Here is an 18085-nt window from a genome sequence, read left to right as displayed (position 1 = left end):
CTGAACCATCCGGCCGTTGGTAAACACAAACTTGGCCATTCATTGCCTACCCCAACTGGAACGGATACACCGGCCCGATTTGTAGGAGCTGAGTCAGCTCGTCCAGCGCGGTGAGCACTTCGGTGGCGAGCTGTGGGTCTGCGAGGTCTTCACTAGTGAGGCGGTCGCGGTAGTGGCGGTTCACCCAGGCGGTGAGGTCGCTATAAAGTGCATCGTTGAGCAGTACGCGGCCGGTAAGGGCGGCGCGCTCGGCTTCCGTTAGCACCACCCGCAGGCGCAGGCAGGCGGGGCCGCCGCCGTTGCGCATGCTCTGCTTCACGTCTTTGACGATCACTTCGCCAATGGGGTTATTGCCCGCCAGGATGAAGTCCTGAATCGTGCGCCACACGGCTTCGCGCTCTTGGCATTCGCTGGGCACCACCAGGGTCATGGTGCCATCTGGGTTGGAGAGCAGTTGGGAGTTGAACAGGTACGACGCCACCGCGTCTTCCATGCTCACCGCTTCCACCGGCACCCGAACGGGAATCAGCGGCGTGCTCATCTTGGCGCGCAGCTCGTCCAGCGTATGCTCTTCATGGAGAAACGCCATTTCGTGGTAGAGCAACACCGGGCCGTTACCCACGGCAATCACATCGTTGTGGAACACCCCGGCATCGATGGCCTCCGGGTGCTGCTGGGCGAAGACGGTTTGCGCGTCGCTCAGCCCGTGCTGACGAGCCACCGCTTGGCTGGCTTCAAGAGTTTGCCGGGCGGGGTAACGCTTAGGTTCGCGCCCACTGCTACTCGCGTCGCTAAACGCTTGGCGACCGTAAACGAAGAGATGAACGCCCGGCTCGCCGTATTCGCCGCACAGACGGGTGTGGTTGGCCGCCCCTTCATCGGAAAATGCGGGCGTGGCGGGCAGCACCGGGTGATGGGCAAAGCGCTGCTCGTCGCGGAAAATCGCTTGTAGCACGCGGCCGGTAGTCTTCGGCTCTAGGTAGCGGTGGAAGCTGGATTGCAGGTTGGCGGGGGTGAAGTGCACCCGGCCATCCGGTGCATCGACGCTAGGCGTAATGGTGCCTGCGTTAGCCGTCCACATGCTGGAGGCTGAACATACTGCCCGCAGCAGCTGCGGCGCTTGCTTCGCGGCTTGAGCGAGGATCTCGCTGTTGCTGCCGCTAAAGCCTAACGCTCGCAGTGCGCCCAAATCCGGGCGCTGCTGAGGAGGCAGCACGCCTTGGGCATAGCCTGCATCCATCAGCGACTTCATCTTCGCCAGCCCCTGCAGCGCGCCCTCTTTAGGGTTGGAGACCAAGCCGCCGTGGCTCATGGAGGCCACATTGCCGTGGGCAAGCCCCGAGTAGTTGTGGGTAAGCCCTACCAAGCCATCGAAGTTGACTTCGCGAATGCTGTTGACGCTCATAAATTGACTCCCGGCGGCAGGGTTTCGGGCATTTCTAGGCTCTCGGCTTCCATGGAGGCGACCGGGTAGGCGCAGTAATCCGCCGCGTAGTAGGCGCTGGGGCGGTGGTTGCCGCTGTCGCCTACGCCGCCAAAGGGCGCATCGCCAGAGGCACCGGTGGTCTGGCGGTTCCAGTTAACAATGCCTGCGCGAATACGCAGCAGGAAATCGTCCCAATCCGCCTGCTCGCCACCGATCAACCCGGCAGAAAGGCCGTAGCGGGTGTCGTTGGCAAGGGCCAGCGCCTCATCCCAATCCGCGTAGCGATGGATTTTCAGCAGCGGGCCGAAGTGCTCCTCGTCGGGCACGTCCAGGCCCGTCACGTCGATCAGCGCGGGGCTGAGCAGGCTGGTGTTCTCTTTGAGGCGCTGCATACGGTTAATGACCGTGCCGCCCATGGCTTCCAGTTCATCTTGGGCGTAGAGGAGGCCATCGGCTGCAGCAACGCTTACCAAGCCGCCATAGAACGGCGCAGGCTCCTCGTCGAACTGCCCCGCTACGTGCAGCTTGGCGATAGCATCAGAAAGCGCATCGATGAGACGGTCGCCCACCTCGCCTTGAGGCACCATCAAGCGGCGGGCGCAGGTGCAGCGCTGGCCGCCGGAGAGAAACGCCGACTGTAGAATCGTCAGCACCGCCGCACGCTCGTCATCCACGTCCTTCACCACCAGCGGGTTATTGCCGCCTAATTCCAGCGCGAGGATTTTATCCAACTGCCCGGCGAACTGCTGCTGCAGCATTCCACCCACTTTGGCGCTGCCGGTAAACAGCAGGCCATCGATACCGGGATGGGCGGAGAGCGCCTGCCCGACCGGGACACCGCCCTGCACGAGGTTGATCACGCCGGCAGGCAATCCGGCTTCTAACCAGCACTGCAGGGTAAAATCCGCAGTGAGCGGGGTTTGGTCGCTGGGCTTGAATACCACGGTGTTACCTGCCAACAAGGCAGGCACCATATGGCCGTTGGGCAGGTGGCCGGGGAAGTTATAGGGGCCAAACACCGCCATCACGCCGTGGGGGCGGTGGCGCAGTACCGCTTTGGCGCTGCCCACTTCTTTCTCGCGCTCCCCGGTGCGCTCGTGGTACGCCTTGATGGAGAGCGCGACCTTGCCAATCATCGCGCCTGCTTCGGTGCGTGCTTCCCACAATGGCTTGCCGGTTTCCGAGGCGATGGCAATGGCCAAGTCCTCGCGGCGGTCGGTCAATACGTCGACAAACCGCTCCACCAGCGCCTGACGCTCTGCAAAGGGCGTGCGCGCCCAGACAGGAAACGCCGCACGGGCTGCTTCCACTGCCGTGCTTACCTGACGGCTAGAGGCAGCCGCCCCTTGCCATAGCAGCGTTCCCGCAACGGGGTCGTGCTTGGTAAAGGGCTCGGCGTCGCCGACGACCCAGGCGCCGTTGATCAGTTGCTGCTGCTGGGCGTGCATGTTCTGGGGGTGCATCGTGCTCTCCTTCACTGAGTTTTTGTCGTCTTGGCGCGGGCCGAGGGGGCGCTTAGATTGCCAATATTAGGTTTCCAGCAAACGAACGGCGTCGCCGGTGGAAACGCCTAGCCGCTCGGCCTCGTCGGGGGTGAGCACAATCGTGCTGCCATCTGCCGGGCCGCGGCCGATCCAGCTCGCGGTAAAGTTCAGCATCTGGGTAGACGCCGCTAGCCAGCGGCTAACGCTCTCTTGTGGCGCGTTAGAGGAGACTTCCACCTGATAAAGCTGCGAGTTGCGAATCGCCCGCACGTCATCGATGTAGGCCTCCACCGTGGGGCCACCATCGAAAATGTCGATGTAGCCTTCCCAGCGCAGCCCCTCTTTTTTAAGCATCTCCAGCGCTGGCCGGGTGTGCCGGTGCACCTGCCCGATACACGCCCGCGCCTCTTCCGACATGAAGGTGGTGTAGATCGGGAACTTGGGCATCAGCTCGCCGATGAAGCTCTTCTGGCCCAGGCCGGTCAAGCGGTCGGCTTCGTTGAAATCCATGGGGAAGAAGTGTTTCCCCAGGCTTTCCCAGAAGGGGCTAACGTTGTTCTCATCGAACACGCCGCGCATCTCGGCCAGCACTTTCTGCGGAAAGCGGTCGCGGAACTGGGCAATAAACAGCCAGCGCGCTTTGGAAAGCAGCGCCCCGTTACGCAGGTGTTTGTTGGCCTCGCCGCGATACTCCGGACGCAGAAACAGCGAACACACTTCGGCGTCGCCGGTGTGGTCGGAGCTTAAGAACAGCGTGTCGATGGTGCGATGCAGATCGAGCTGTACAGACGAGTGCGCCAGCGTGCCAAGCCGGTAGTTGTAGAACGGCACTTCACGCCCTACCTGGCCTTCGATGGCGCAACAGCCTGCTAGCTCGCCGTTGGTTTCATCTTCCAGCACGAAGAAGTAGAGACGGTCATCCACCGGCGTACGCTCTTCGAACGCGCGGGCGGCAGACTCAATCTTACCGGCTAAAAACTCGCGGTTATCCGGCAGCGAGGTAAAGCCAACACCGGCCTGCTGCGCAAGCGCCTGGAGCCCATCCAGATCATTACGGGCAATGGGTCGAATGCGCATTACATCTCTCCTTCATCAAGCGCATCGATGGCGCTTGGCAGGGTTAACGGTGCCGCCAGCACCGCCCGACCCTCTTCTACACCCAAACGCTCCGCGTGCTGCGGGGAGAGCATCAGCTGTCCCGTGGGCGATAGCGCGTAGCGCGCGACGATACAGCGGAAATCGCTCAGCGTTTGATTGGCGATCATCGCCGGTTCGGCATCCGGAAGCGCGTGCTCTGGGCGTATCCGTACCGGGTGCCAGGCCGCGCGGCGGCACGTTTCCAGGCGCTCGCGTTCGGCTTTGACGATGGGGCCTGCATCGAAAATATCCACATGCCGGGAGCGCACGAAGCCCTCGGCCAGCATTTCGGCCAGCGCCTCTTCGTGGGCCGGATGCTCGCGGCCAATCGCAGCGCGGGCCTGGGGCGTGAGTAGCGGCAAGTAGAGCGGAAACTGCGGCATCACTTCCGCAATAAAGCTTTTCGAACGAACGCCTGCCATGTGATTCATCTCTTGGAAGCTGCGGGCAAAAAAGTGGCGGCCCACGCTCTCCCAAAAGGGGGATTCGTTCTGGCTATCCAAATAGCCGGGAAAAGCCACCGCCAGAATCCGCGAGAAGCGCTCCGGGTACTGGGCGATAAACATCAGCCGCGCCCGGCGCAGCAGGCTCTCCGCGCTGGTGCCTTTGTAGCGCGGGTTGAGCGACAGCGCGCAAAGCAGCGTAGCATCCGAGGCCTCATGAGAAAGCGCCAGCGTTTGCACTTCACGGCGCACGTTAAGCTGCTGAGAGGCGTGAATCAGCGTCTCTTGGCGGTAGGTGTAGTAGGCCTCGGCGGCCCCCGCCTGGGCACGGATGGTGGCCGTGCCCAGCACGTCGTTGCGGCTATCGTCCGCCAGTACGAACATATAGTGCTCGTTACCGGGGAACTCGATCTCGCTGGCGAACGCTTCCTGGGAGCGCACAATGCGCTCCTCAAGGCGTTCACGGTTGGCGGGCAGGTTGGTCAGCCGTGGCACCGCGTGCTCTGCCAGTTGCTCCAAGGCGGGAAGGTCAGCCAGGGTGACCGGTCGGATTACCAACATGTTCAGCGCCCCCTCTTGTGTGACTTGCGCTCTACTCATGCGCTGGCGACAAGTCGCTCGATGGCACGTTCTAGGCGCGCCATGCCTTCGGCAATGTCTTCCTCGGGAATCACCAATGACGGCGCCATACGCAACACGTTGGGCCCCGCGATGAGCGCCATCACGCCCTCTTCAATCGCCAGCGGCAGAATATCCTTGGCGCGGCCTTCGAAGGCGTCCGACATCTGGGCCCCCATCAGCATGCCCATACCACGTATCTCTTTGAAAACGCCATGCTTGCGGTTGATGGTTTCCAGGTGCTCGCGGAACAGATCGTGGCGATGTTTGACACCTTGCAGTACCTCCGGCGTATCGATGAACTCGACCGCCGCTAGCGCTACCGCTGAGGCCAACGCGTTGCCACCGTAAGTAGAGCCGTGGGTACCGATGGCCAGCGATTTGGCGATAGCGTCGGTGGTCAGCGTGGCACCAATCGGGAAGCCGCCGCCCAGGGATTTGGCGCTGGTGAGAATGTCTGGCGTGATGCCGAAGTTCTTGTAGGCGTAGAGCTCACCGCTGCGGCCAACGCCGGTTTGCACTTCATCGAAAATCAGCAGCGCGTTGTGCTCGTCACACAAATCGCGCAGGCCCTGCAGGAATTCCTGAGTAGCGGGAACGATGCCGCCCTCGCCCTGCATCGGCTCGACCATGATGGCGCAGGTGTCGTCGCCCACGAGCTTACGCACGCTCTCCAGGTCGTTGAAGTTGGCGTGCAGAATGCCGCCCGGTACCGGGCCAAAGCCTTGAGAGTACTTGGGCTGGCCGCCTACGCTGACGGTAAAGAACGTGCGGCCATGGAACGACTGGTAAAACGAAATGATTTTGTCTTTATGCTCGCCGTAGTGGTCGACCGCCCAGCGGCGTGCGAGCTTCAGCGCGGCTTCGTTGGCTTCACCGCCGGAGGAGCATAAAAAGACCTTATCGGCGAAGGTTCGCTCGGTCAGGGTTTTGGCCAGTTTGAGCGCCGGTTCGTTGGTGAATACGTTGGAGAGATGCCAAAGCTTTTCGCCCTGCTCTTTCAGCGCATTGACCAGCACCGGATGGCAGTGACCCAGGGAGTTCACCGCAATACCGCCAGCGAAATCGATGTACTCGCGGCCTTCTTGGTCCCACAAGCGGCTCCCTTCACCACGTACCGGAATAATCTGCTGCGGCGCGTAGTTAGGCGCCATGTAGTGGTCGAAGTCTTGACGGTTCGGGGTGTGGCTCATGGGACAGTACCTCCAGTGGAGTAAGCGATTGAATCAGTATACGGGGGGCGTAGGACGCCCTGCTTTCAGTATTGGGACGGTAAATTATGAATAGAGACGTGTGCATTTACATCTAAGTACTGGCTCGCATCTCCTTGAAGAATGACTAAAGCGCCCCATTGTCATTAGTAGGGCATTCACTAGTGCCTTGTGGAGCGGCACGGACATTTTTGACCCAAGGAGCTGAACCATGAAGATCGATCTACGCGGCAAGCATGCCATTATCACCGGATCTACCGCCGGTATCGGCTATGCCATCGCAGAAGGACTGGCCAACGCGGGCGCAGAAATAGTCGTTACCGGGCGCACGCAGCAGCGGGTGGATGATGCCATCGCTGCCCTAAAAAAGCGCCTCCCCGAGGCCCGCGCGACCGGGGTAGCCGCCGATCTAGGCACTGCTGAAGGGTGTCAGGCTCTGATTGACCAGCAGCCCGAGACCGACATCCTTATCAACAACGTAGGCATCTTTGGCCCGCAAGACTTCTTCGACGTAGATGACGCCACTTGGCAACAATTCTTCGATGTTAACATCATGAGTGCGGTTCGTTTGTCGCGTCATTACGCCAAGGGCATGCGTGAGCGCGATTGGGGCCGTATCCAGTTCGTGTCCAGCGAATCCGGGATCAACATTCCCAGCGAAATGGTTCACTACGGCATGACAAAGTCTGCGCTACTGTCCATTTCACGAGGATTGGCAAAAGTATTGAGTGGCACCCAAGTCACGGTCAACGCTATTCTTCCAGGACCCACGCGCTCAGAGGGCGTGTTGAACATGCTCAGCGACATCGCTCAGAAAGAGGGTATCTCGCAGCAGGAAGTAGAAGCGCGTTTCGTCAAAGAGAACCGTCCGTCGTCGATCATTCAGCGCTTGGCGACGCCCGAAGAAGTCGCCCACATGAGCGTCTATGCAGCCTCGCCACAGGCCAGTGCCACTACCGGTGCCGCGCTTCGCGTAGAGGGCGGCATTGTGGATACGCTGACGTAAAGCGTTATCCGAGCCGTTCCTCTCTCGGCGTCATACCGAAATGGTGGCGATAGGCGGTTGAGAAGTGAGCCCCTGAAGAAAACCCAGTGGCAAAGGCAATATCACCGACGGCCCGGTCGCTCTCACGCAGCTGTTTGCGTGCTTCCTGCAAACGCAGGTCGAGGTAGTAGCGGCTGGGCACCGCCTGCAGGTACTTCTTGAATAATCGCTCCAACTGACGCCGGGAGATCCCCAAATGCTCGGCCAGTTCCAACGTCGAGAGCGGCTCTTCAATATTAGCTTCCATGAGAGTCACCGCATCTACCAAGCTCTGGGGCGCGTGGCCCAAACGGTTACGCAACGGCACGTGCTGGCGCTCATCGGCCAAGCGAATACGGTCGCAGACGAACTGCTCAGAGACCTGCTCGGCCAAGCGTGGGCCGTGATGCTTGCCAATTAGCGTGAGCATCATGTCCATTGCAGCGGTGCCGCCCGCGCAGGTCAGGCGGTCGCGATCAATTTCAAACAGCTGTTGGGAGAGCGTCACCTGGGGATAGGCTTGGGCAAACGCATCGAAGCGCTGCCAAGGCAAGGTAGCGCGGTAGCCTTCCAACAAACCACAGCGGGCGAGCACCTCGGTGCCTCCGGCCAAACCGCCGATAGCAACGCCACGGCCCTGATGGCTCCGCAGCCACTCGTTGAGCTTCGCGGGCAGCGCATAAGGCAGCGGCGTGGGCGCACAAACAAACAGCAGATCCAGCGGGCCAAGGGGCACCCCTAGTGCGTGCTGCGCGATGAGCGAAAGCTGCGCGCCGCTGCGCACGGGCTCTTCATCCAGGCTGAGGGTCAGGGTGTGATACAGCATCTGGCCGCTCAGCTGGTTGGCCATGTGCAGCGGCTCGATGGCACTGGCATGGGCCAACAGCGAAAATCCCGGCAGCAACACGAACGCCACCCGCCTGCGGTGGCTAGGGGGTGGCGTTAACGTACTGGAATGCATGTGAATTCGCTGTGCTGCCTGTCGCGCTGCATGAAAACCGCCGCTGGCTAACTGAGTCGTTGATGTGACCAACATCTTACCCAATTGTGCCACTGAAGGCAGCGCCTGCTGTCGCTATCTCAAAAAAGGCGTCGCAAGGCTATAGCGAGTGCGGGTTAGACATTCTCTTCGGCGTCTGAGAGCGTCGTTTGGTTATCGATAATCTGGTAATCGCTCTCGCGATACTCATCGGCAGACGCTTCGATCTCTTCGCTACCGTAGTCGGTATTGACGACGAGCCGATCCCCTTCGCGCTGCATCTCTTTCACGGGCAGCGCTACATCACTAGCACCGAAGCCCCAGATGCCGCCAATCGAGACAATCGCAAACAGCTCACCGCTCTCTTGATGACGGGCAATGTGCTGGATTTCACCTACGTCATCACCCTGCTGATTAGCGACGGTCATGCCTTCAAGATCCCGTGCGCGCTCCGCCATCAGCGAGTTGCCCTGGTCGCTTTGCTGAACGTCTTCCTGCACGACTTGCTGATTCTGCTGCTGCGCTGACGGCTGTTCTTGATCGCGCCCTTCGTTATCCCGGTTAACCTCTACCTCTGCAGTGTCAGCCTGCTCAATAGTCACCTCCGGTTCGCCGCGCTGCTCAACGGTGACGTTCGGCTCCGCCTCTTCCACCGTCACTTCCGGCTCGGGCTGTTCAATGGTCACGTCGGGCTTAGGCTGCTCGATGGTGACGTCAGGTTTTGACTGTTCGACCGTGATGTTGGGCGACTCCTGCTGCACCTGAACATCCGCAGGCGCTTGGTCAACCGTGACATCCATCGTCTCGTTGCCATCTGGGGTTTGGCTGTTTTGGCGCTGCTGTTCGGCCACTTCGTTCTGTCGCTGTTGCGACATGTCTCGGGTGGTCGAAGGATCGGTGTGATCATCGTTTTGCGCGAGGGCAATACCTGAGAGGCTAGCGCATACCGTGCCCATGGCGACTGCGAGTGCTGTCCGTTTCATGCTCGTTCTCCGTTTACTGACGTGCATCGTTTCTAAAGCACACTTTGTGCTGAAGTACACGTTGCACACTAGTTAAGCACGGCGCATCGAGGCAAGATGAAACGGCACACAACCACTACGTTGTACCTAGATTAACGGACGTTTAGCAGAAGATGGGCACAAAAGCTGACAAACATTAAACACAGGCACTCCTAGTGACCGCCATGGAACGTTCGCTACCAAAGGCCTGAAACGCATATCGCCGGGCCACAGGCCCGGCGATATGCGCTGCAACAACGACGTCTCAGCCGCCGCTATTGCCCATTCCCAGCATGACAATACCCGCCACGATGATCCCCATCACTATGATGATCAGCGGCAGCATGTTGTGCAGCCCGTTAGCGGATTTCTTCGCTTCTGGCTGCTGCTGAGGTTGCGAGGTTTCGAAATCTTCGGGTAAGCGCTCGCTCAATACGTGCTCTTTCTCTTCTTCCGGGGTTTTGCTCTCTCGGGTATCCATACGGCACCTCATCCAGTCCGGTCGATGATCAACAGCGCGGCGGCCAGCGTTACCCGTCGCGCGTCGCCTTATAACGTCACGACATCGAATTCCACGTCCGGGTTCACATCGGCGTCGTAATCCACGTCGTTACGCTCGAAGCCAAACAGCTTCAAAAACTCATGCTTGTAACCAGCATAGTCGGTAATGTCGAAGAGGTTGTCCGTCGTGACTTCCGGCCACAGGTCTTGGCAGGCTTTTTGAACGTCGTCGCGCAGTTCCCAGTCGTCCAGGCGCAGGCGGCCTTGGTCGTCGGTGACCATGTCGCCGGGCTCACCGGAGTAAAGCCTTTCGCCGAACAGGCGGTTCAGCTGATCGATGGTGCCTTCGTGCAGGCCCTGCTCTTTCATGATGCGGTAGACCATGGCGATATACAGCGGCATGACCGGAATCGCGGCGCTCGCCTGGGTCACCACGGATTTCAGCACGGCCACGTTGGCACCGCCGCCGCTCTCTTTGAGCTTGGCATCGATGGCGGACGCTGCGCGGTCCAGGTCCTCTTTGGCTTTACCCAGAGCACCGTGCCAGTAGATCGGCCAGGTAATTTCGGTGCCGATGTAGCTAAAGGCCACGCTGCGTGCGCCTTTGGCGAGCACGCCCGCGTCATCCAGAGCGCTCATCCACAGTTCCCAATCTTCGCCGCCCATCACGGTGATGGTGTCGTCGATTTCTTGCTGGGTGGCCGGTTCCACTTCGGCTTCGATGATGGCGTCTTTGTTGGTATCGATCGCCGTGGCGCGATAGGTTTCACCAATCGGCTTCAGGCTGGAGCGCTTCAGCTCACCGCTGTCAGGCAGTTTGCGCACGGGAGACGCCAGGGAGTAGACCACGAGATCAATCTCACCCATGTCCTGCTTGATCAGCTCGATGGCTTTTTCCCGCGCTTCGTGGGAGAACGCATCGCCGTTGATGGACTTGCTGTACAGACCTTCCTGCTTGGCAAATTTATCGAAGGCCGCGCTGTTGTACCAGCCCGCCGTGCCCGGCTTTTTCTCGGTGCCCGGCTTTTCGAAAAACACGCCCAAGGTGTCGGCGCCATAACCAAAGGCGGCGGTAATACGCGCTGCTAGGCCGTAACCGCTAGAGGCACCGATCACCAGCACTTTCTTCGGGCCTTGGCGTTTATCCAAACCACGGGCGCGGGTCGCTTCGATCTGCTCGAGAACGTTCTGCTCGCAGCCTTTCGGGTGGGTGGTGGTGCAGATAAAGCCACGCACTTTCGGTTTAATGATCACATTGGACCCCTTCATCAGATGAGTATTGCGTTCGGCACGGCAGTGCCGAGTTACCAATGAGGGGTATTCTAGCGGTCTCGGCGCGCCCTGTCCGCTCTTGAGCTTCTTCGCCATTCGCGGCAGGATAGCGGCCTGCCCACCACTTGCCGACGAGACCTTTGATGAATGCACAGCAGCTAGTCGATGAGCGAGGCGATCTGTGGCTTGCCCTGGCCCCGCTCTGGCTTGATCGCGAACCCAGCGAGCGCGACTACGCCCGTATGATCGAAGTGATCGAACAGCACCAGATGTCGCTCAAGGAGTTGGAGTGGATGCTGCGTCTAGAGCTGGCACCGGTCATGTCGCGCCACCAGCTCTCGGTCGCCAGCGAGTGGCGCAAGTTCGACGATTATAAACTGATGAAGCAACTCGTGAGCCACAACATGAAGCTGACCGGCTGGCGACGCAAAAGCTGGGCACTCTTTTCAGGGCTGACGACCATGATGGTGCGTCACCGTTGGAACGAGCTGATGCAGCGTCTGGTGGTCGCCCGAGGTGAGGTGTAGCGCGTCACGTCGTGAGGCTTACTCTTTGTCCAGAGCGGCCTCCAGGGCCAAGCGCAGCGTCAGCCCGCGATCTTTGGGGCCAAAACGAGCCACCACCTTGCCATCGCGCCCCACCAAGAACTTGGTGAAATTCCACTTCACGGCCTTGGTTCCCAAGATCCCCGGCGCCTCTTGCTTGAGCTGAACGAACAGCGGATGGGCATCGTTGCCGTTGACCTTCACTTTCTCCATGAGCGGAAAGCTCACGCCAAACTGCTGCTCGCCAAAGGCGCAAAACGCTTCGGCACTTTCAGGAGACTGACGGCCAAACTGGTTACAGGGGAACCCCAGCACGGTAAAGCCGCGATCTCGGTACCGCTGGTAAAGCCCTTCGAGCTCTTTCAACTGGGGGGTAAAACCGCACTGACTGGCCACATTGACCACCAGCAACACCTGTCCGCGCAGCGCGCGAAGGTTGAACGGCTTACCTTGGTGGGTATAACAATCCTGCTCGTAAATCGTCATCGCCAGGCCTCTAGAATGCCTTTACCAGCATGCGCCTTACCTTGCCACGGCAACGGTAACGACACCAGCATGGAGATTAAATGATGGGCCCTGCCACCACCCGCAGCGCCAGCGCGATCAGCAGCACACCGGTGAGGCGGTTAATCCAGTGGGCGCGGCGCTGCAGCCAGGGCAACACCCGCGAGTGAGACAACCCAACGGCCACCAACACGTACCAGCCACCATCAATCATAATAGCCGTGGCGACAATAATCGCCTTGGCCAGCAGACTCATGTCCGGCGTGACGAACTGGCTTAACAGCGCAACGAAAAAGATGATCAGCTTTGGGTTACCCAGTGCCACCAACACGGCCTCTTTGGCTGCCTGGCGCGGCGTGGTGACCACAGCGTTCGGCGACAGTGCGCCGCCTCGGCCCGCCCGTAACGCTTTGACTCCCAACCACGCCAAATAGGCCGCGCCACACCAGGTAATGATGTGAAACAGTTCGGGAAAGCGCACCATGACCGCGCCTAATCCCAAGACCGTCAGCAACGCGTAAACTCCGACACCCAGGGCATGGAAGATGGCTGCCGTTACGCCCGGCACACGGCCACCTCCCAAGGTGTGGCGCAGCACCAGCGCAAGGCTTGGTCCGGGCGACATGGCCCCCATCGCACAAATGGCAGCCAGCGAAAGCCAAAGGGTCAGCGGCATGGTGTCCTCCCTGAAACGTCATGGAACAAGCGTGCCAGTATACGCCAGCGCTGGCCTCTTCGGCGCTCGTCCTAACGTCGGGAGTGGCCGCAACACCTCGCAGCACCGCATTAACGTGTCAGACGCTTAAATAACGCTGTTAGCATGGTACGCTGTTGGGTAAAATTTTCCCCTTTTTGAACACGATGACGCCTGCCATGCAGGCGGTTCATGGCTAATAAAGGACTTCAATATGGGTAGGGCGTTTCAAAACCGTAAGGAATCCATGGCCAAAACGGCCGCTGCGAAAACCAAGGTGTACAGCAAGTATGGGCGTGAAATCTACGTCTGTGCCAAAGCTGGCGGTACGGACCCCAACGGTAACCTCGCGCTGCGTGGATTGATGGAGCGCGCCAAGAAAGATCAGGTGCCGTCCCACGTGATCGACAAGGCCCTGGACAAAGCCAGCGGCGCAGGCGGTGAAGATTTCTCCCCGGCGCGCTACGAAGGCTTTGGCCCCGGCAACGCCATGGTGATCGTCGACTGCCTGACCGATAACCCCAACCGCACCTTTGGCGACGTGCGCGGCTGCTTCACCAAAACCAAAAGCAAAATCGGCACGCCGGGCAGCGTGAGCCACATGTTCGACCACTGCGCGATCTTCTCTTTCGCTGGTAGCGATGAAGAAACCGTACTGGAAGCGCTGATGGAAGCCGACGTGGACGTGACCGATATCGAACAGGAAGAGGGTCGCATCACCGTCTTTGCGCCGCATACCGACTACGCCAAAGCCAAGCAGGCACTGTTGGATGCGCTGGGTGAGATCGACTTCGAGGTCGACGAAATCCAGTTCTTGCCACAAACCACCACGCCCATCGAAGGCGACGACGTGGCGATGTTTGAAAAGTTTCTGGGCATGCTCAACGAGCTGGACGACGTCCAGAACGTCTTCCATAACGCGGAACTGCCGGAAGACGAGGCTTGAGCCGCTAGTCGCTCAACGCATCCCTCGGCACGAAGATCCACCCTTCCGCCGCTGGCATCTCTGCCGGCGGCCACGCAATCTGCGCAGGCGCCTGCTCGAGACTCCAGGCAAGCAGGGCACAAAAGCAGGCGTCCTGGCTATCCTGCTGCTTCGGCGTTGGCTGATGCAGCAGGGTAACGACGGCCTCGGGTGCGCGAACCCTCTCTAGCAACGCGGCAAACGCTACCGAGCGTTTCGCCGGCGACGGATACCCCTCGACAGCCAACAGCTCCCCCTGCTCGCTCGTCCACTGGCCGCACTGCACGCGATGGGGCGCAAAGCGCGCCAGCACGTGCATGCCCTTGGTGGCCTGGCTACCAATCATGTCCTTGATCGGAGAGAGCGGCGTCACCCCACGAGCAAAGAGCCAACGCTCCGTTTGGCGATACAGGTAGGGATTGTCCTGCGAGCGGCCCAGGGCATCGACGGGCTGACCCTGAGCGAGGGCCAGCAGTGCTTGGGGAAACGCCAAGGGCGTGTCGATGGCCATGACGACCCGTTCTTGGCCACTGGCCGTGATTTGGCACAGCGCCAACAAGCGATTCAACAGGTCACGAGTCGAGCTCGCGTCGTTGAGCGTTTGGCGTAGATTGCCCCGCCAGGGCGTGCCCAGCAAGGTTAGCGACTCGTCCAGTACGACCAGCGCATCGCGGCTGGCGGGATTGTGGTCGCAGTTCCAGCCGCCCACATCCCATCCAAGATATAGGGTGGTCGTCGTCATTAGCTGGCCGCGCCTTTGGCATCGAGTGCCGCATCGGGCGGTAGCAGCGCGGGAGTGACGCCTGCCGCACTCAGTACCGCCTTGCCACGCACCGTCAAATCGGTAATGAAGAGAAACTGCTGACGCGGGTCTACCGGATACGCGCGAATACGGTAGTGAGTTCCCCAGGGTTTCTCTTCGGCGACCACGACAATCGGCTCGTCGAACTTCAAATAAGCGCTGGTCAGCGCGACATCGCGCAGCGCTTTGCGCACCCAACCCGCCTCGTGCTCGGGGTGTAGATAAAAACTCGCCACGCACTGAAGGCTGGTGCCACCGTTATTGGCGTTATAGATCGCCGAATCCCACAGCTTCAAGTGTGGTACGGCGACCAAGTCATCATCGGGAGTCTGCACTTCCACCGTGCGCATGCCAACGTGTTTCACCTCACCGTACGTGCCTTCGATATTGACCCAGTCGCCGGGGCGATAAGGCAGCTCCACCGCCGAGACGACCCCAGCGATAAGGCTGCTCACATAATCTTTCAGCGCAAAGCCAATGGCCAAGCCAATGGCACCCAGCAGAGTGACCATATTGCGTAGCGACGGCTCAATGATGATCGGGACGGCGATGGCCAGCGCAACGATCAGAATGATCAGCCGCGTCAGCGGTACCAGTGCAAAGACGCGGAAGCGCACTTGACCATGCAGCCGATTGGCCAGCCAGTTGAGACCACGCTGACTGGCAATGATCAACAAGATCGTACTACCTAAAATGATGCCCAGCGTGATCAGCGCTTGACTGTCCATCTCGTTAAACAGTTTGGCGTACTGCCCTTGATCGTCCATCTACGCTCCTTAAAGCGGGTCTACCAGATAATTACGCGACTCTAGCAGTTGCCGTACGCTGGCATAGCTCAACGGTGCGACCTGCCAACGCCCCTGCTGACGGCTGAGAATGCCACGCCGCGCCAGCGCAAAACGTGCGTTCAGCGCTTCGTGATCGGAAAACGGCAGCACGTGCTTCAGGGCTTGGTCTTCAAGCCCGCCGTGAATCAGCAGCGTGTGCAGTAGCAGCGTGGCTAAGTCGCCGGTATCTGCCGGAAGCTCGGCATCGGCTAGGGCATCGAGTAGCCATAGCTCTTGCGCGTTGCTGCGCGTCTCTGGCGCGTCGTCGGAGGTATTCGCCTCCGACGGCTCCCGCAGTCGCTCTCGCCAGTAGTGCCACGCAATTCCCAAATGTCCGCGGCAGTGCGCTGCCAGCCGCTGCAGTTCTTTGAAGACGGCCTTACTATCGCTTTCGCTCGATAGAATCGGTTTCCCGGTCCGCGTGCTATATACCGTCGGACATGCTCCCGCCGTTTGGGTCACGCGGTGGGAGAAGTAGTGGGCTAACTGCTCGCCTTCGAGCCCTTGCAGGGTCAATACCGGTACGCCCTCGAGGCCGACGGCGTGCTGCAAGTAGGCATACGTCCAGCTATCACAGCCGATCACGCTCATGCCCAGACGCCCGCTCAGAGCGCGTTCGACCAGTTCACGCACGCCCTGAAGGCCGTTGGTATGTCGCAGAAAGTGACGCTCCAGCGCTGGGATGGCCCAGCGTTTGAGTGGCGTGGCATGATCGACCCAGGCCAAGCGCCCGTCGACCAGCTCGGACAGCGTAGGAGCCGTGAGGCACTCGATACCTTGCTGCGCGGCCCAGTGGCTCACTACCGCTTCGTGCCCACCGTGGGGCGGTGAGATGAACAGCACGACGGGCGTTTCTTCATAGGCGCGTAGTGCCTGCTCCAAACGGTGGGCAGCAGGCGTCCAATCGATACTGGGTGCCCAGTGGGCCAGCTTGACCTCCGGCAGCGCGCGCAGTTCGCTCTCCTGCTTGGCTTGGCGCTCGGAGGCCTCGCGGCCGATCATCCAAGTCGTGGCTGCTCGCCAGCTACGCCGCCACTGGCTGGCCTGGGTGCGTTCGGGGGTGTGAAAGGTGTCCAGTGCCACCACGTTCCATGGCGATAACGCCGCGTTCGTTGAGCCTTGCGCCATCGTCTGCCTCGGTTCGGTAAAGTAGATTAAGGTTAGCATGCCTGAGGCGCTGCCCTCGGGGCTAGTCGAACTTATCGGCTAGAATAAAGTCGTTATAGCCAAGCAACTCCCCTTTGAGCGATGTGCAGGAGGCAACGATGAGCGTGGTGAATGTCACGATGGCGGAGCTTCACGAGAAGCTTGCAAAGTGCATTGCGGGCGAGCGGGTGCTCATTGAGCAGGAAGGGAATCGATTCAGCGGCCGTATCCAGCATGTCGGTGTGATGGGGGTAAAAGTCATTCCTGAAACCGTCATCAAAAACAGTACCGGTGACCCAGGGGATATGGATGGCGTGACCGTGCCCTACGACGATATTTGGGAGCTGGAAGTCAAAGGCGTGGTCTACAGCCGACTGGGGGAGTAACGTAGCCTCCCCCTCATGGCAAAAAAAGCGCGCCTGCTTTTGGCAGACGCGCCTTTGACTCGTTGCTTTTTTTACTCATTGTGCAAAGCGTCGCGCTTCGCTCAATAGGTCAGGCAGATCTTACCAAAGTGCTTGCCTGACTCTTGATGACGAAACGCATCGGCGATCTCGCTGAGCGGGAATTCACGGTCGATGATCGGTTTGAGCTTCGCCGCTTCGATCGCTTGGATCATCTCGATCTGATGACGACGGCTGCCTACGATAAGCCCCTGCAATTTAGCCTGTTTTGCCATCAGCTTAGCCGTCGGAATCTCACCTTCACGGCCGGTGAGCACACCAATCAGTGAGATATGCCCGCCAATCTTCACCGCATCGATGGATTGCGGCAGCGTGCCTGGGCCACCCACTTCAACCACGTGATCCACACCTTCGCCATGGGTGAGCGCTTGCACGGCTTTGCCCCACTCCGGGGTCTCACGGTAGTTGATGGTGTGATCCGCGCCTAGCGTGCGCAGGCGTTCCAGCTTTTCATTAGACGAAGACGTGCCGATCACCCGAGCGCCCATCAGTTTGGCAAACTGTAAGGCGAAGATAGACACACCGCCGGTGCCGAGTACCAGCACGGTATCGCCAGCCTTCAAGCCGCCGTCTACTACTAGCGCGCGCCAGGCGGTTAGGCCTGCGGTCGTCAACGTGGCGGACTCGGCATGGCTGTAGCCTTGCGGCTGGCGAGTAAACCACTCAGCCGGGCGAATCACCTGCTCGCGGGCATAGCCATCGACGCCATCGCCTGGGGTGGTGGTGAAGTCGCCTACGCGCGCCGGGCCTTCCAGCCAGTAAGGGAAGAAAGTCGAGACGACCGCATCGCCCACGGCAAACTCTTCCACACCTTCGCCAACGGCTTCCACCACGCCCGCACCGTCGGACATTGGGATGCGCTTATCATCGGTGGGAATCATCCCCGCCACGACCGCGTAGTCGTGGAAGTTCAGTGAGCTGGCGTGCAGGCGCACTTTGATCTCGCCGGGGCCTGGCTCCCCTGGGGCTGCCACGTCGACAACGTTCAATTTATCTAAACCGCCGGGTTGTTGAAGCTCAATCGCTTGCATCACTCTCTCCTG

The 18085-nt window shown here is 60.1% G+C and carries 19 protein-coding genes; 4 read left to right on the top strand and 15 right to left on the bottom strand.

Annotated elements, in window-relative coordinates:
• Window positions 1-46: 46 nt before the first annotated feature.
• From astB to NH398_RS08715, 5 genes are all read right to left on the bottom strand, one after another.
• Window positions 47-1405: an N-succinylarginine dihydrolase gene (astB, locus tag NH398_RS08735; RefSeq protein WP_253017893.1), complete on the bottom strand. Its 1359-nt coding sequence runs from the start codon at window positions 1403-1405 to the stop codon at window positions 47-49.
• On the bottom strand, window positions 1402-2874 hold the full coding sequence (gene astD / locus NH398_RS08730) for a succinylglutamate-semialdehyde dehydrogenase (RefSeq protein WP_253018153.1): 1473 nt from the start codon (window positions 2872-2874) through the stop codon (window positions 1402-1404). The genes astB and astD overlap by 4 nt, the downstream gene beginning before the upstream one ends.
• A gap of 81 nt (window positions 2875-2955) precedes the next feature.
• Window positions 2956-3987 (bottom strand): arginine N-succinyltransferase, encoded by a 1032-nt coding sequence (astA, locus tag NH398_RS08725; RefSeq protein WP_253017891.1) that lies wholly within the window; start codon window positions 3985-3987, stop codon window positions 2956-2958.
• On the bottom strand, window positions 3987-5051 hold the full coding sequence (locus tag NH398_RS08720) for an arginine N-succinyltransferase (RefSeq protein WP_253017889.1): 1065 nt from the start codon (window positions 5049-5051) through the stop codon (window positions 3987-3989). The genes astA and NH398_RS08720 overlap by 1 nt, the downstream gene beginning before the upstream one ends.
• Window positions 5052-5086: 35 nt before the next feature.
• Window positions 5087-6301 carry an aspartate aminotransferase family protein gene (locus NH398_RS08715; protein ID WP_139526614.1) on the bottom strand — a complete coding sequence of 405 codons (1215 nt, stop codon included), beginning with the start codon at window positions 6299-6301 and terminating at the stop codon, window positions 5087-5089.
• A gap of 229 nt (window positions 6302-6530) precedes the next feature.
• Between NH398_RS08715 and NH398_RS08710 the strand changes: the two genes are divergently transcribed.
• Window positions 6531-7325, top strand: coding sequence for an SDR family oxidoreductase (locus tag NH398_RS08710; protein WP_253017887.1), 795 nt, complete (start codon window positions 6531-6533; stop codon window positions 7323-7325).
• Between the two features lie 4 nt (window positions 7326-7329).
• Here the strand turns inward: NH398_RS08710 and NH398_RS08705 are convergent, their stop codons facing one another.
• The 4 genes from NH398_RS08705 to fabV all read right to left on the bottom strand — a co-directional run bounded on the left by NH398_RS08705 (window position 7330) and on the right by fabV (window position 11078).
• On the bottom strand, window positions 7330-8304 hold the full coding sequence (locus NH398_RS08705; protein WP_253017886.1) for a GlxA family transcriptional regulator: 975 nt from the start codon (window positions 8302-8304) through the stop codon (window positions 7330-7332).
• A gap of 155 nt (window positions 8305-8459) precedes the next feature.
• Window positions 8460-9305: a PRC-barrel domain-containing protein gene (locus NH398_RS08700; protein WP_253017885.1), complete on the bottom strand. Its 846-nt coding sequence runs from the start codon at window positions 9303-9305 to the stop codon at window positions 8460-8462.
• A gap of 283 nt (window positions 9306-9588) precedes the next feature.
• Window positions 9589-9804 (bottom strand): hypothetical protein, encoded by a 216-nt coding sequence (locus NH398_RS08695; protein ID WP_253017884.1) that lies wholly within the window; start codon window positions 9802-9804, stop codon window positions 9589-9591.
• A 68-nt stretch (window positions 9805-9872) separates the two neighbouring features.
• The gene (fabV, locus tag NH398_RS08690; protein WP_159342886.1) at window positions 9873-11078 is read right to left on the bottom strand and encodes an enoyl-ACP reductase FabV; all 1206 of its coding nucleotides are present in this window, start codon (window positions 11076-11078) and stop codon (window positions 9873-9875) included.
• A gap of 161 nt (window positions 11079-11239) precedes the next feature.
• Between fabV and NH398_RS08685 the strand changes: the two genes are divergently transcribed.
• Window positions 11240-11623 carry a hypothetical protein gene (locus NH398_RS08685; RefSeq protein ID WP_159342887.1) on the top strand — a complete coding sequence of 128 codons (384 nt, stop codon included), beginning with the start codon at window positions 11240-11242 and terminating at the stop codon, window positions 11621-11623.
• Between the two features lie 18 nt (window positions 11624-11641).
• Here NH398_RS08685 and NH398_RS08680 read toward each other — a convergent pair whose 3' ends face one another.
• Together NH398_RS08680 and NH398_RS08675 are read right to left on the bottom strand one after the other, a co-directional pair.
• A complete protein-coding gene (locus NH398_RS08680; RefSeq protein WP_159342888.1) occupies window positions 11642-12127 on the bottom strand; it encodes a glutathione peroxidase in 486 nt (161 codons plus the stop codon).
• Between the two features lie 76 nt (window positions 12128-12203).
• Window positions 12204-12821, bottom strand: a complete 618-nt coding sequence (locus NH398_RS08675) for a LysE family translocator (protein WP_159342889.1) — start codon at window positions 12819-12821, stop codon at window positions 12204-12206.
• 232 nt (window positions 12822-13053) lie between these two features.
• Here NH398_RS08675 and NH398_RS08670 point away from each other — a divergent pair, with 232 nt between their 5' ends.
• Window positions 13054-13785, top strand: a complete 732-nt coding sequence (locus NH398_RS08670) for a YebC/PmpR family DNA-binding transcriptional regulator (protein WP_159342890.1) — start codon at window positions 13054-13056, stop codon at window positions 13783-13785.
• Window positions 13786-13789: 4 nt separating this feature from the next.
• On the opposite strand, the gene NH398_RS08665 is transcribed toward NH398_RS08670, so the two are convergent.
• Genes NH398_RS08665 through NH398_RS08655 form a run of 3 tightly spaced genes read right to left on the bottom strand, consistent with a single transcriptional unit; the run spans window position 13790 to window position 16560 of the window.
• On the bottom strand, window positions 13790-14545 hold the full coding sequence (locus tag NH398_RS08665) for a DUF429 domain-containing protein (protein WP_253017883.1): 756 nt from the start codon (window positions 14543-14545) through the stop codon (window positions 13790-13792).
• Window positions 14545-15372: a mechanosensitive ion channel domain-containing protein gene (locus NH398_RS08660; RefSeq protein WP_159342892.1), complete on the bottom strand. Its 828-nt coding sequence runs from the start codon at window positions 15370-15372 to the stop codon at window positions 14545-14547. Before NH398_RS08660 ends, NH398_RS08665 begins: the two co-directional genes overlap by 1 nt.
• Window positions 15373-15381: 9 nt before the next feature.
• Window positions 15382-16560, bottom strand: coding sequence for a hypothetical protein (locus tag NH398_RS08655; protein ID WP_159342893.1), 1179 nt, complete (start codon window positions 16558-16560; stop codon window positions 15382-15384).
• A gap of 137 nt (window positions 16561-16697) precedes the next feature.
• On the opposite strand from NH398_RS08655, the gene NH398_RS08650 reads away from it, so the two are divergent.
• A complete protein-coding gene (locus tag NH398_RS08650; protein ID WP_159342894.1) occupies window positions 16698-16964 on the top strand; it encodes a hypothetical protein in 267 nt (88 codons plus the stop codon).
• Window positions 16965-17065: 101 nt separating this feature from the next.
• On the opposite strand, the gene NH398_RS08645 is transcribed toward NH398_RS08650, so the two are convergent.
• A complete protein-coding gene (locus NH398_RS08645) occupies window positions 17066-18073 on the bottom strand; it encodes an NAD(P)-dependent alcohol dehydrogenase (protein WP_159342895.1) in 1008 nt (335 codons plus the stop codon).
• Window positions 18074-18085: the final 12 nt, after the last annotated feature.

The sequence above is a fragment of the Halomonas sp. CnH100-B genome, from assembly GCF_024124605.1.
Lineage (GTDB): Bacteria > Pseudomonadota > Gammaproteobacteria > Pseudomonadales > Halomonadaceae > Vreelandella.
This window is presented reverse-complemented; position numbering and strand designations above follow the sequence as displayed.